This window comes from Segetibacter sp. 3557_3 (assembly GCF_004354985.1).
In the GTDB taxonomy this organism is placed as follows: domain Bacteria; phylum Bacteroidota; class Bacteroidia; order Chitinophagales; family Chitinophagaceae; genus Segetibacter.
In genome coordinates, this window is the sequence record NZ_SMSK01000006.1 from 147,275 (window position 1) to 161,706 (window position 14,432).

Annotated in this window: 13 protein-coding genes; 5 read left to right on the forward strand and 8 right to left on the reverse strand. The window is 46.6% G+C overall.

Annotation, left to right across the window (positions count from 1 at the left end; all coding sequences use genetic code 11):
- The first annotated feature begins 140 nt into the window (after positions 1-140).
- A complete protein-coding gene (locus EXU57_RS25095; protein WP_165958114.1) occupies positions 141-287 on the forward strand; it encodes a hypothetical protein in 147 nt (48 codons plus the stop codon).
- 670 nt (positions 288-957) lie between these two features.
- Here the strand turns inward: EXU57_RS25095 and EXU57_RS11680 are convergent.
- Complete coding sequence (locus tag EXU57_RS11680; RefSeq protein WP_133268388.1) at positions 958-1,554, reverse strand: DUF6992 family protein; 597 nt, start codon at positions 1,552-1,554, stop codon at positions 958-960.
- Between the two features lie 471 nt (positions 1,555-2,025).
- On the opposite strand from EXU57_RS11680, the gene secA reads away from it, so the two are divergent.
- The 4 genes from secA to EXU57_RS11700 all read left to right on the forward strand — a co-directional run bounded on the left by secA (position 2,026) and on the right by EXU57_RS11700 (position 8,005).
- A complete protein-coding gene (gene secA, locus EXU57_RS11685; RefSeq protein WP_133268389.1) occupies positions 2,026-5,358 on the forward strand; it encodes a preprotein translocase subunit SecA in 3,333 nt (1,110 codons plus the stop codon).
- A 257-nt stretch (positions 5,359-5,615) separates the two neighbouring features.
- A complete protein-coding gene (deoC, locus tag EXU57_RS11690) occupies positions 5,616-6,275 on the forward strand; it encodes a deoxyribose-phosphate aldolase (RefSeq protein ID WP_133268390.1) in 660 nt (219 codons plus the stop codon).
- Between the two features lie 47 nt (positions 6,276-6,322).
- Positions 6,323-6,787, forward strand: coding sequence for an SPOR domain-containing protein (locus tag EXU57_RS11695; RefSeq protein WP_165958115.1), 465 nt, complete (start codon positions 6,323-6,325; stop codon positions 6,785-6,787).
- 36 nt (positions 6,788-6,823) lie between these two features.
- Complete coding sequence (locus EXU57_RS11700) at positions 6,824-8,005, forward strand: M20 family metallopeptidase (protein WP_133268392.1); 1,182 nt, start codon at positions 6,824-6,826, stop codon at positions 8,003-8,005.
- 21 nt (positions 8,006-8,026) lie between these two features.
- Here EXU57_RS11700 and EXU57_RS11705 read toward each other — a convergent pair whose 3' ends face one another.
- From EXU57_RS11705 to EXU57_RS11735, 7 genes are all read right to left on the reverse strand, one after another.
- Positions 8,027-8,917: a YbhN family protein gene (locus tag EXU57_RS11705; protein ID WP_133268393.1), complete on the reverse strand. Its 891-nt coding sequence runs from the start codon at positions 8,915-8,917 to the stop codon at positions 8,027-8,029.
- Positions 8,898-9,839 (reverse strand): glycosyltransferase family 2 protein, encoded by a 942-nt coding sequence (locus tag EXU57_RS11710; protein WP_133268394.1) that lies wholly within the window; start codon positions 9,837-9,839, stop codon positions 8,898-8,900. The genes EXU57_RS11705 and EXU57_RS11710 overlap by 20 nt, the downstream gene beginning before the upstream one ends.
- 288 nt (positions 9,840-10,127) lie before the next feature.
- Entirely contained in the window at positions 10,128-10,445 is a 318-nt protein-coding gene (locus EXU57_RS11715; protein ID WP_133268395.1) for a DUF3817 domain-containing protein, read from the reverse strand.
- Between the two features lies 1 nt (position 10,446).
- Positions 10,447-10,905, reverse strand: coding sequence for a hypothetical protein (locus EXU57_RS11720; RefSeq protein ID WP_133268396.1), 459 nt, complete (start codon positions 10,903-10,905; stop codon positions 10,447-10,449).
- A gap of 60 nt (positions 10,906-10,965) precedes the next feature.
- The gene (locus EXU57_RS11725) at positions 10,966-11,556 is read right to left on the reverse strand and encodes a TetR/AcrR family transcriptional regulator (RefSeq protein WP_133268397.1); all 591 of its coding nucleotides are present in this window, start codon (positions 11,554-11,556) and stop codon (positions 10,966-10,968) included.
- Positions 11,557-11,859: 303 nt separating this feature from the next.
- Complete coding sequence (locus tag EXU57_RS11730) at positions 11,860-12,813, reverse strand: aldehyde dehydrogenase family protein (protein WP_207955466.1); 954 nt, start codon at positions 12,811-12,813, stop codon at positions 11,860-11,862.
- Between the two features lie 64 nt (positions 12,814-12,877).
- Positions 12,878-14,347: an aldehyde dehydrogenase family protein gene (locus EXU57_RS11735; protein ID WP_133268398.1), complete on the reverse strand. Its 1,470-nt coding sequence runs from the start codon at positions 14,345-14,347 to the stop codon at positions 12,878-12,880.
- Between the last annotated feature and the right edge of the window lie 85 nt (positions 14,348-14,432).

A 14,432-nucleotide genomic window follows, 5' to 3' on the forward strand; every position in this document is an offset into this window, starting at 1 on the left:
GCGACGCAACGATGATGCCATAGCAAACTAATGCCGGTATCCGAAAAACTTTAGAAGTCCGGGTTCAGCGGCCATCAATGGTAACATTGGAGTTTGCCTGTCGCTGCTGTTCGGCTTAACTTAGCATTTAAACCTGCACCATGACGTTTACACTTAACCTATTGACTGCTGATTACCCGATCCGGCCAACGTACCTGTTTACGCTGGGACTGGCTATTATCTTCGGCATCATCGCATTTATGATGTACTGGAAAAAAAGACGCAACCGGGATGATAAGGTGGGTTAGAATGGATTGGCGAATTACGAATGGGCGGATTGCGGATTGAAGAGACACCGCAGAGAAAAGGAGTGGCAGAGATTCTCGCAGAGGAGAGGATGGGCGGATTCCGGATTAGCGAATTGCGGATTGGCGGATTACGGATTCATGATCCTCGATCTGGAAGATGATTGAGTCTGCGATTGCTGTTGCACCCGACGCTTTTTACTTTTGAATTTTTACTTTTGACTTTGGACTTTTTACCGCAGAGAACGAGAGAAGCAGAGAATTTCGCAGAGGAGAGGATAGGCGGATTACGGATTGGCGAATTGCGAAGAGCAGTTTACCGCAGTGAACGGGAGAAGCAGAGATTTTCGCAGAGGATACGCGGATTACGGATTGTCGGATTACGGACTCATGATCCTAGATAAACAGGATTATGGAGACACCATTTGCTGTTGCACCCGAGGCTTTTTACTTTTGAATTTTTACTTTTGACTTTGGACTTTTTACCGCAGAGAACAGGAGAGGCAGAGATTTTCGCAGAGGAAAGGATTAGCGGATTACGATTGGCGAATTTCGGATTAGCGTATGGCGAATTGCGGATTTATGATCCTAGATAAACAAGATGATTCAGTCACGGTTTGCTGTTGCACCTGAGACTTTTTACTTTTGACTTTTGACTTTTTTTACGGAGCGTTTAAATCCTACTCCCGAACCGGTAACGTAACCCGATTCCGTTGCCGCCTGAGGATACATGCAATTTTGAAGCAGCCCGGTACAGCTTTCTCCCATAATTTTGGTGAAGCACGTACATGATTCCATCAAATACAAAAAGTGTGACCCCCTGCACCATAATGCTTTCGCCATAACCCGTTAGCTTGGCGCGATCTCCACTGTTGTTCGAACGTTCCCGCAAATAAGCACCCGCCGCCACGTAGCCCAGGTCTAAACCGGCGTTCAGCAAAAACACTTTTTCGATACCGGATTGTTCTTTAAACGCGTTTACCAACCCATCATGCTCCTGTTGCTGCCTAAGCAAACCAAGCCCTGCTATGCCGAGTGTAACCCCGTTCCAAATGGTATTCATCTGGTGGAAATACCGGGTGGATCCGGAACTTTTGCCGGCCGCAACCCCACTGTACAATATATTTGCTGCCGCCCACGAACCTATCACCAGCAAACCCCTTTTGTTTATTGTTGCCCGCGATTTGTTGAAAGGAGCAGGATTCAGCGTCTGCCCATTTACACCAGATCCCAAAAGCAAGCTTGTAAACACAAATAAGATCATTCGCATAGTGCTTCAACAATTATTTCTGATGGGAGTTCATGGAGTTGCGAAACGCTGCCACCGATTAGATGAAAAAGCGAGTACTGTTAACTGGCCTTCCCTTGTCGGGGCCCGTACAACCCAAAGGGTTATGGGACAGGTGCTGGTGCAAAACTTCCAACCGGTAAACGCTGGCTAAGTTAGCTAGTGCAGGTTTAGCTTAGCAGGCAGCATACTGAGCGTTCTCATACCAGTTGGGGCAAAACTCCGGTTTAGATATTTGTAGCCGGGAAAACCCGAATACACCGTTGCAAATGAAGGGCTTGCAGTAGTTAAAATATTAACAGAAATCCACTTTACAGCTTTATTTCCTTCTCCCGGTGTTTTGCTACCTTTGTTCCCCTGTCATATTGGCCATTCTCTTCAGAATAGCACCAAATTTGACTTTCTAAAAAGCTTTATAACTAAAAATTATACCCCCTTACCTAAAATACATATATGATAGGTTTCTTATCAAAAATATTCGGTGGCAGTAAGTCGCAGAAAGACGTAAAGGTGCTCACCCCTATTGTAGAAAAGGTGAACACCTTTTTTAAGCAGTACCAGGAACTTTCAAACGATGAACTCCGCGGGAAAACTGTTCAATTCAGGGAGCGAATAGCCCAACACCTTACCACGATTGATGCCGCCATTGTAAGCCAGCAGGCCGAGGCTGAAGAGCTTGCCATCGAAGATATATCTGGTCGCGATACAATTTACCGGCAGATTGACAAACTGAAGAAGGACCGTGATGATCAGATTGAGGAGATCCTGAAAGAAATTCAACCCGAAGCTTTTGCTGTTGTAAAAGAAACGGCCCGCCGCTTTACCGTAAATACTGAGATTGTAGCCACTGCAACAGAGCTCGACCGGAAACTCGCACTCGAGAAATCCCATATTAAAATTGACGGAGACCAGGTAATTTACCAGAACACCTGGCTTGCTGCCGGTGGAAGCGTAACCTGGAACATGGTGCACTACGATGTTCAGCTGATCGGTGGTGCTGTATTGCACCAGGGTAAAATCGCCGAAATGGCAACTGGTGAAGGTAAAACACTGGTTTCAACATTGCCTGCATACTTGAATGCCCTCGCCGGCGAAGGTGTACATATTGTTACGGTAAACGACTACCTCGCCCGTCGTGACAGTGAATGGAACGGGCCCATTTTCGAGTGGCTCGGCGTTACCGTTGACTGTATCGATAAACATCAACCGAATTCAGAAGATCGCAGGAGAGCCTACCAGGCCGATATTACTTATGGCACCAATAATGAATTTGGTTTCGACTACCTCCGGGATAACATGGTGCATAGTCCGGATGAAATGGTGCAGCGCAAACACCATTACGCTATGGTGGATGAGGTGGATAGCGTACTGATTGACGATGCAAGAACCCCGCTGATTATCTCAGGACCGGTGCCCAGGGGCGACGAGCAGGAGTACCACATATTAAGACCAAGGGTTCAGCAGTTGGTAGAGGCACAAAAAAGGGTGACCAACCAGTTTCTTAATGAAGCTAAAAAGAAGTTTGCAGAAGGTAACGACGATCCTAAAGATGGTGGTCTTGCCCTGATGCGCGCGCACCGTGGTTTGCCAAAGATGAGCGCCCTGATCAAGTTCCTTAGTGAGCCCGGGATGCGTTCGAAACTGCAAAAAACCGAAAACCATTACCTCGCGGATCAGCAGAAAGAGATGCCGAAGGTGGACGAGGAATTGTTTTTTTACATCGATGAAAAAAACAACTCGGTTGAACTGACGGACAAGGGTATCCAGATGATTACCAAATCTGGCGAAGACCCCAACTTCTTTATTCTTCCTGATATCAGCGTGGCCCTAAATGCAATCGACACCGATGCTGAGCTGAGCGTTGAAGATAAACTGCATCAAAAGGAACACCTGCTGAACGAATATGCACTTAAAGCCGACCGGATACACACCGTACAGCAGCTTTTAAAGGCATATACATTGTTCGACAAGGATGTTGAATACGTGGTAATGGATGGTGCGGTGAAAATCGTTGACGAACAAACCGGTCGTATACTCGACGGACGTCGGTATAGCGATGGTTTGCACCAGGCGATTGAAGCAAAGGAAAACGTAAAGATCGAAGCGGCTACACAAACCTATGCAACGGTTACCCTGCAGAACTATTTCAGGATGTATCATAAGCTTGCCGGTATGACCGGTACGGCTGAAACTGAGGCAGCAGAGTTGTGGGATATCTATAAACTTGATGTAGTCACAATTCCTACAAACCTGTCCATCATCCGTAAGGACGACCAGGACATGATCTTTAAAACAAAGCGGGAAAAGTACAAGGCTGTTATCGACATGATTGAGGAACTGCGTAATGCAGGACGCCCTTGCCTGGTAGGTACAACAAGCGTAGAAGTTTCTGAATTGCTCAGCAGAATGCTAAAGCAAAAACAGGTACCCCATAATGTACTTAACGCAAAGCAACATGCCCGTGAAGCACAGGTTGTTGCTGAAGCTGGTCTTGCTGGCGCAGTAACGATTGCAACCAACATGGCAGGTCGTGGTACCGACATTAAACTCGGACCTGGTGTAAAAGAAGCGGGAGGACTCGCGATACTTGGTACGGAGCGGCATGAAAGCCGCCGTGTGGACAGGCAGCTACGCGGACGTGCAGGTAGGCAGGGAGACCCGGGTTCATCCATTTTCTTTGTGAGCCTTGAAGACGACCTGATGCGTATGTTTGGTAGCGAGCGGATTGCGAAGGTGATGGACTTTGCAGGTTATAAGGAAGGCGAAGTTATCCAGCACAGCATGATTACCAAAAGCATCGAAAGGGCTCAGCGGAAGGTAGAAGAGAACAACTTTGGTATCCGGAAGCGCCTGTTGGAATATGACGACGTAATGAACAAACAACGGACGGTAATCTATACCAAGCGAAGCCATGCACTCTTCGGCGAGCGCCTTGCACTCGACCTCGATAATGCTTTTTACCTTGTTGCAGAAAACGTAGTTGTCGATGCTAAAGAACAAAACGACTTCGAAGGTTTCCGCCTTGCAGTAATCATGAACTTCGGCATTGATACATCCATTACTGAAGAGGACTTCAATAAAAACAACGAACAACAACTTGCCGAAAAACTTTACGTTGAGGCAAACGAAAACTACCAGCGTAAAAAGGCTGAGATCGCCAAAAATGCCCTGCCGGTATTCAAAAACATCAGGCAGCAGCAGGGCAATCATATCGAAAACGTAGTTGTTCCATTTACTGATGGTCGTCGTGGTATGCAGGTGTTGGCAAACCTCGAAAAAACGCTTCAAACTGAAGGCGCTGAACTGGCAAATGCAGTGGAACGAAGCATTGCACTTGGCTTTATCGACGACGCCTGGAAGGAGCACCTGAGGGCAATGGACGATCTGAAGCAAAGCGTACAAACGGCTTCTTACGAACAAAAAGATCCATTGGTAATCTACAAAATGGAAGCTTTCGGGTTGTTTAAGAAAATGGACGAAGGTGTAAATAAAGAGATCGTCTCCTTCCTTTGCCATAGCGGAATACCGGTTGAAGAAGAGCGCCCGATTCCCATCCGGGAAGGTCGCGAAGAGAAGACCGATATGAGCCGGATGCAATCCAATAAAGAGCAGGTAGACGCCGCTGGTGAAGACTATGCTGCCAACGAAAACGACTATTTTGAGCAGGGTGACGGAGCTGCTGTAAAGCAGCAACCAATACTGGTTGGACCAAAAATTGGCCGTAATGATCCATGCCCTTGTGGAAGCGGAAAAAAATACAAGCAGTGTCATGGAAAAGACCTGTAGCTAAATAGCCCCAAAACCAACCATCTCACCAGGTGGTTGGTTTTTTTATGTACAGCATTTTGCAACAGCTTTCCGACCACAGTTTTTTTGGAACCATCGGGGGTATTCCATGGCGTCATCGTTGCCCGCCCGGATGCACCAGTCGGACGGGCGTCGCATTACGTTCATCGGTAAACCATCGTGCAGCACCAGGTGCTCCGGTGAAGGTTCGCGGATACAACATCTTCTCTAATTTCAGTTAACGAATACACGGGCACATGTTTTCTCCTTCGAATATTATTTCAACAACCCTCGCTCCGCCCCCACTCATCGCCGACATCGATAAGTTGTGTTCAGATGCTAAAGCTTATGGTTTTAACGCGGTATGTGTGCCGCCCTTATTTTTGAAGCGGGCAAAGGAGCAATTGCAGGAGGGCGGTGTGAAAGTTTCAACGGTAATTGCCTTTCCGTTCGGTTACCAATACGTAGAGGCGAAACTGGCAGAAATATTGCTTGCATTGGTCGACGGTGCGGATAATCTTGAAGTAGTAGTGAATATGACGGCGATCAAAAACGGTGATTGGGCTTACGTTGCGCAAGAAATCAACCACATTGTGCCGGTGATTAAGAAGAAAGAGAAAGCAGTAATCTTTACCATTGAAACAGGATTGCTTACCGAAGACGAAATGATCAAGTGTTGCGACCTTTATGGTGTAGCGGGTACGGACGTATTGAAGGTTTCAACCGGTTTTGGCGAGCGGGAGCCTGCACCCGCAGACGTAAGGACAATGAGAAGTCACCTGGCCGATAAAGTACAGGTTGCGGCTGTTGGATACAATTACGATCAAGCCAGTGCATATTTTGAAGCAGGTGCATCACTGATTTTCACACCCAACGCCAGTGCAATCATGGCCGAACAACAGGCAACAACAACATGATGGCGCAGGGTACTGCGGAGAGCAGATTAACAATTAAAATTTCTTATATGCGCTACTTTCTTTGGTTTTTGCTGGCTTTTGGATCCCTATCCTTATCGGCGCAAAAACAACAGCCATCTATTTTTCCGGACTCGGGTTTTGGTTCCGTGGTGGTGTATAAGGATCCACGCCTCGACGTGCTATCAGCGAAGCAGGCAGAGATTAACAAACGTGCATCCCTGTTGTCGAGAAGCGGGAAAATTCGTGGCTACCGGATCCAGGTGATCAATACCTCGAAACGCGAAGAAGCGAACACAGTGAAAGCCGAAATGTTGCGCCGCTTTCCCGACGAAAAGACCTACCTCCTTTACCAGGCCCCACACTTCAGGGTGCGGGTAGGTAACTTTTTAAAACAGCGTGATGCTGCCGACCTGAAGAAGCTTATTACAAATTTGTACCCCGATAAATACATCTACGTAGTTCCAGACCTGATAGAATATACCTTTACCGACGACGAGGACCTGGACTTCTAACCGCGAATCACAGCCAGGTACCTACTGAAACCAAACATGCTTAAAGACAAAATAAAGGCTCTTGCAAGCCGGTACCACGATGAGTTTATTGCCATTCGCCGTTACTTGCATGCACATCCTGAGCTCAGCTACCAGGAGTTTGAAACCTCCAAATTCATCAGGGAAAAGCTCGATCAATGGAACATCCGTTACGAAGTAAAAGCCACTACCGGGGTTGTAGGCTATGTACAAGGCAACAATCCCCACAGCAGAACTTTCGCGCTTCGTGGCGACATCGATGCGTTACCCATACTTGAAGAAACGGGCATGGCTTACCAATCGGTGAATGAAGGCATTATGCATGCATGTGGCCACGATGTGCATACCACCTGCCTGCTTGGTGCAACCCGCATACTAAATGAGTTGAAAGACGAATGGGAGGGCACCGTCAAGCTGATCTTCCAGCCCGGCGAAGAAAGAAATCCTGGCGGGGCAAGCCTGATGATCAAAGAAGGCGTTTTGGAGAACCCCCGGCCGCAAGGCATCTTTGGCTTACACGTACACCCGGGTTTACCAATCGGCAAACTTAGCTTTCGGAAAGGCAGGGTAATGGCAAGCGCTGATGAAATCTTTATCACGGTGAAGAGTAAAGGTGGTCATGCTGCTGCTCCGCACCTCACGGCCGACACCATCCTCATTGCTTCGCACCTGATTGTAAGTCTCCAACAGGTAATCAGCCGGAATAATAATCCTACATCACCATCGGTATTGTCGATCTGCTCGATAAAAGGAGGTAACACAACCAACGTTATACCCAGTGAAGTAAAGCTGATGGGCACCTTTCGCGCGATGGATGAAGAATGGCGGTACAAGGCACATGAACTCATCAAAAAGCAAACTTATGAATTGGTACACGCGCTTGGCGGTGAAGCCGATATTTTGATTGACGTAGGCTACCCTTTTGTAGACAATGACCCCCTGCTTACCGACGATGCATGGGCACTTGCAAAAGATTTCATGGGCAGTGAAAATGTTGAAGAAACTGAACTGCGTATGGGTGCCGAAGACTTCGGGTACTATACCCATGTGGTTCCGGGTTGTTTTTACCGCCTGGGAGTAAGAAACGAAGACAAGGGAATTATCCATAATGTGCACACCCCCAAGTTTAATGTTGATGAGCGGGCCATTGAAATCGGGATGGGAATGATGGCTTTTTTTGGTGCAAAAGCTTCGTTATAAAAGACCGTGGCCCGGACACGTTTAGGATACGATTGGCTTCGCACCAGGAGGTTCTGCGGGCAAAGGATCCGCATACACCCATCGAATACCCACAAACGATGTTACCAGTGTAATCAGGTAAAACAACAGGCTGATATAAATGGATTGGTGGCTATCCAATGCAAAGTGCTGACTACCCCATAGAAAAACAACTTCACGTGCCCCTAAGCCGCCTATCGTAAAAGGCAAGATCGCGACAACTGAAGAAACCAGGAACAAGAGGATGTATTCGTACCGGTGGACGTTGATATCGATTGACGACATGATAAAGAACACCGCCACCACCTGTAATAGCTGCACAACAATACCAAGTACTAAAGTGCTCCAGTAACTGGTTACAAATGAAGGAAAAAGTTTTATGACAAACAGGTAATATGCCGCCAATCCCGGCAATACTGCAGCAAGCAGCCACCACGAATACTGCTCACCCTTAAAGATCAGGAAGTAGCCAATTGCCGAAAGTATTCCCAGGCCGGCCACCCCACTTATCCGGTCTAACAAAATAGCGGCAGTAAGTTTTTTAACAGGTTTCCCAAAGCGCCGGTTTAATACGATCACCTTATATGCATCGCCACCGATACCACCCGGAAGAAAGAGGTTGTAGAACATTCCAAGCCAATACAACTTTAGGTTTGCCAACTCTGGTAAGTGAGCCCCGATATTCCGGAGATAGAAATTGAGCCGGAAAGACGAGACCACCTTCGACATCACAAAAAAAATGGCAGCCAGAAATAACCACCATTTATCACTTTGTTGTAATAAGTCCCAGGTAAGCAGGAAATCAATTTTACGACTTACATACCACAGGCAAAGGATGGTGACCGCTACTTTGAGGAGCAGCTTCAAAACATTTTTAAGCCTGTTGTCCGCCATAAATTTTTCTTACCTGGTAAGTTTTACGGTTCGACGACTCAAAATAAGTCCGGACATTAATTTCGGCCAGGATGCCGATTGTGATCAGCTGAATACCCCCGAGCAGGAAGATAAGTCCAAGGATGAGCAAGGGTTTTCCCCAGATATCATAACCCAATATTTTAAGTATAAGCAAGTAGCCATTAATAAGTATCCCCGCAGCCAGGCTAATGAATCCCATGGTGCCGAAAAGGTGCATGGGTTTTTGAATATACCTCCTGAAAAATATCATGGTGACCAGATCACTCATTACCCTGAAAGTTCTGCCTAATCCATACTTTGACGTACCAAATCGGCGTGCATGATGTTTTACATCTACCTGGGTGATACGCGCACCCTGCATGGCGGCAAGAACGGGTATAAAGCGGTGGAGTTCGCCATATATGCCAAGGTCCTCCGCAATCTCCCGTTTAAACAACTTCAAGGTGCAACCATAATCTTTGATATAAACCTTGGTCCAACGCCGGATAAGGTAATTGGCGATCTTACTTGGAATCTTCCGGAGTATAAATCCATCTTTACGGTTTTTTCTGTTGCCTGCTACCACATCCCAATCTTCCCGTTTAAGTAACTCGAGCATACCCGGTATATCTGTGGGATCATTTTGAAGATCGCCGTCGAGTAAAGCAATATATTCTCCCCGCGTATGGTCTATGCCGGCAGTCATCGCTGTACTCTGGCCGTAGTTCTTTCTTAATTCAACCAGTACAATACGGTCGTTTACCAGTTCTCTTAACCTTGTACGGGTGGCATCGGTTGAACCATCGTCAACAAATATGGCTTCGTAATTAAAGCCCCTCAAGGCGTCTTCAAGTGCCTCTACCATTGGACGAATATTGTCCTCTTCGTTCATTACCGTGATTACAACCGAGAGTTCTTTCATACGTGCCAAAGTTAAGACTCAGAAAATACGTACGGTACACATCTTTGTTTTGCCACGGAGATTGCTGCCTGCTGGATCAACAGCCGCAAATTGGTGTATCGGCACTTGCTAAGGACGGGATACATGCATTATCATATCAAGCTGTTCCCAAGTGGTAGTACTTAACAATTATTTTTCATCGAGAGGCCGATTGAAGCCACGGGCATTCGGCTCGGTTCCGAATGTATTGGGTTTCAAGAATGGCCTGGACGCGCATTCCGCTATTCACCACGGCGCTGCCGGAACAACTCAATAGTTGGTAGCCTGCATATTCCGAAGGATTTTTCGGTCAATATAAAATGTACCAAATGGAATGAAACACGCCAGCAATATCTTCCAAGTCGTAGACCTGAACTTCCAGTTGTGTTCTATGCTTACACTTAATGTGTTTAGCAAGAATAACAGGAAAATTGCTCCATGAATGGGACCGACAAATTTCGACGACCCGGGATTGTGGAAAAGGTACTTCATCGGGACTGCGATAAAAACCAGGATTAAAAGAGAAAGTCCTTCTAAGAACCCGATGATCCGGAGTCGCCCGATTTTTGTTTTGAGTAGCTGTAGCATATTATCTGAGATAGGGTCTTGTAGCAAGTGGTGAAAATGGCCAGGGAATGGCTATGAGCATAATTCCCAAAGCAATCGCATACCATACCAGCATTGTTTTAAATTTATGCGTGTCAATTTGTTCTCTTTTTGACTTCGCTGAGCCAATTGTAACAACAACGATTGCGGCCAACATTAGTGATCCATGAATAAGCCCAAAAAAGGCAAGCTCAAACTGCTGTAGATTTCCTTTCAAACTTGCCATAATGTATTTTATAAGCGGGCTTTGAAAATAGAGTAAGATCCCAATCACCAATTGTATGTGTGCGATGGTGGCTGTCCAATGTCTTATGCCATTGTCTGTCCGGGAAAAGGTTGACTTCGAAGTATATCCATTGTATGCCCTGGATATTGCAAACACCAGGCTTGCCAACACAAGCCAGCGAACCCAACTGTGAGAAACTAGAAGCACGTGGTACATGTTCTGTTTTCAGTCGTGAATAAGAAACATACTAAATGGTATGTTTTTGTACAAAAAAAACTATCTTAAAGACCCGAGGTATAATTTTAACTCCTTCAAAAAAGGCAGGTATACTTTTTTGCTGTTCTCCAGTTTACCAAAGTTTCGAATACCCCAGTAGCCGGACATTACAAACATCGTTACTTGCTTTGCATTTACATCCTTCCTGATCAATCCTTTCTCTTTTCCTTTGACAATAGCATCGGTCATTACCTTAATCCACTGTTGTACAACTTCGTTTAAGGCGATACTAAAGTCCTTATTCCAAGGGGTCATTTCGTGTGTAAAATTAGCGGCGGGACAACCGTACTCAACTTTCAAAAAATCATTTTTCATCAACAGATGATACATCAGGTTATAGATAGCATCAAGTGGGTTTCCCCCCTGATGAAGGGGTTTAATAAAACTATTTGCGAGGGTTGGTTTGATGAGCTCGTTGATGATCCCCATACCCATTTCATCTTTGCTTTTGAAGTGGTAGTAGAATGCACCTTTTGTTACCTGGGTTGTAGCAATGATATCATCAACACTGGTAGTCTGATAACCGTTCACGTATATCAGTTCAAATGCCTTTTGTAAAATGGCTAACCTGGTTGCCTCTGCCTTTTTCATAAAACATACTAGCTAGTATCTTTTGCAAAGAAAGTGGAACCAGTTTATGTAAACAAGTTTTTGTTTATTGGGTGTTAAACACCAACAACATAAAACTGCATTAGTTTCTGAAATGCATATAGAGACCCCTTTATACGGGGCAGATTAGGGTAAGTAAGTTCAGGCAACAGCGGTTTATCGACTCGGTGGTAAACCGCAGAATATGCAGATGGCTTCAATAAAGGCGTCGCAAAAGCAAGGAAGCTTTTGTGGGTTGAAGCCGAATTTAGAAGATCCGATTTCAAAATGCAAAAGCACTTGCTGCTAGTACCCCGCTTTTGCTCCACCAATGTTTTCAATGGGGTGCCAGGTTGTTTTTATTTCTTGGCTGTCTGCGATCAGGTAGGGTGATTGCCCGTTTGCCGACATCCAATCCACGTGATCATAAAAAACAACCCTCTTTAGGTTGAGGGCAGCTTTTTGTTGTAACAGCTTTTTCATTTCCATATCGTCTCCGCAATACACCAATGCATTTACATCCATATGGTCGGCGAAATATGGAGCGAGCTCTTCCATCTTACCTGTAAGTATGTTTACGACTCCGCCAGGAACATCAGAGGTGCTGAGCACCTCGGCAAAGGTAACCGCGCTCAGCGGCTTGCTATATGAACCAAGGACAACACAAGTATTACCGCCGGCAATAACCGGTGCAATCACCGAGACCAATCCTAATAGTGCACTGTCTTGCGGTGCAAGTATCGACACAACTCCTGTAGGTTCAGGAACAGAAAAGTTAAAGTGAGATGTTGCAACAGGATTTACGCTACTGAATAGTTGTTGAAACTTATCGCACCAGCCCGCATAATAGATCAGGCGGTCAATGGATTGCTCCACTTCCTGCCCGGCAGCCGCTTGCCCAGCGCCCTGCTTAACCAGCTCATCAATAAACTGCAACTTGCGTCCTTCAAGCATTTCGGCGATGCGGTAAAGTATTTGTCCACGGTTGAAGGCAGCCCTCGATCCCCAGTCCCCAAACGCGGTACGTGCGGCAACGACTGCTTCACGAAAGTCTTTACGCGAGCTGAGGCATACGTTCGCAAGCTTATGCCCGGCTTCATCCTGCGCTACGTAATACCTGCCCGACTCGGTACGCGGAAACTTTCCGCCAATGAAAATCTTATACGTTTTCAACACCTCTAACCGGCGGCTCGCTTCTTCAGGCTGCCGCATGTCTGCCTCCGTTTCAGCGGCAATCGTCTCTTTATTTTTTACTGACATGAACTTTGTTTTATTCGCGCAACAATCTATATTTTTTAACAGGCAACCACCAAGCATCCTTCTCTTAAAACTTAACGTAAGCATTTAAGCCATGCAATCCTCCTTCCCGACCATAGCCACTTTCTTTGTAGCCACCAAATGGCGAAGTTGGATCGAACTGGTTGTAGGTATTTGCCCATACTACTCCTGCCCTGAGTTTGGTTGTAAGGTTGAAAATCTTGGATCCTTTATCGGTCCAAACCCCTGCCGATAAACCATAAGGGCTATTGTTGGCTTTTTCAATCACCTCGTCATCGGTCCGAAAACTCTGGATGGTCAAAACCGGACCGAAAATCTCCTCCTGCGAAATCCTGTTTGATTGGGCAACATTGGTGAAAATGGTCGGCTTGCAAAAAAACCCCTTGCCTGGTAGTTCGATATCGGGCTGGTACATTTCAGCCCCTTCAGCACGACCGATGTCGAGATACTTATTGATGTTTTCAAGTTGCTGGCGAGAATTGATTGCACCAATGTCCGTGTTCTTATCCATGGGGTCACCAACGATCAGCGTTTCCAACCGGTCCTTAAGCTTTCTTATTACCTCACCGAGAACCGACTCTTGTACATACAATCTTGAGCCGGCACAACAAACGTGTCCCTGGTTGAAGAAGATACCGTTGATCACCCCTTCTACAGCCTGGTCAATAGGTGCGTCATCAAAGATGATGTTGGCTGCCTTTCCACCAAGTTCGAGGGTAGTCCTTTTTGCGGTACCGCCAATGGCTCTCTGGATGTGTTTGCCCACTTCCGTGCTGCCCGTAAACGCTATTTTGTTAACATCGGGATGGTTAACGAGGGCACTGCCGGTGGCGCCTGCCCCTGTAATGATATTGACCACCCCGGGTGGCAGGCCAGATTCCTGGATGATCTCGGCGAGTTTCAGGGCTGTTAGCGGGGTTGTTTCTGCCGGTTTAAGTACGACCGTATTACCGGTTGCGATAGCCGGGGCGATTTTCCAGGCGGCCATCATCAAGGGAAAGTTCCAGGGAATAATCTGGGCAGCAACGCCAAGCGGTTGCGGTCTGCGATTGGGGAATGCATACTCGAGCTTATCGGCCCAGCCGGCATAATAAAAAAAGTGATTGGCGACAACCGGTATATCAAAGTCGCGGCTTTCCCTTATTGGCTTTCCGCCATTTAATGTTTCAATTACCGCCAGTTCGCGTGCCCTTTCCTGAATCATCCGTGCAATTCGGAAAATGTATTTGCCGCGTTCTGCGCCCGGCATATCTCTCCAAACATTCTCGTATGCGTTACGGGCCGCTTTTACTGCCCTGTCGACATCCGCATCATTTGCCTCGGCAACCTGCGAAAGCTTTTCTTCGGTGGCAGGGTTAATCGTATCGAAGTATTTACCGCTAAGGGGCTTTTCGAAACGACCGTTTATGAACAATTCGTATTGCGCATTGATCTTTGCAGCACTCCTGCTCTCAGGTGCAGGTGCATACTTTCGGGCGCTTTCGAATTTAAGTTTAAGGGTGTTGTTTTTTTCCAATGAGCTGTGTTTTAAGAGGGCCGATAAGTTTGAATGTGGGACCAGGAACCGCAATACAGGGTGGCTTTTGACAACAACCAGCCGC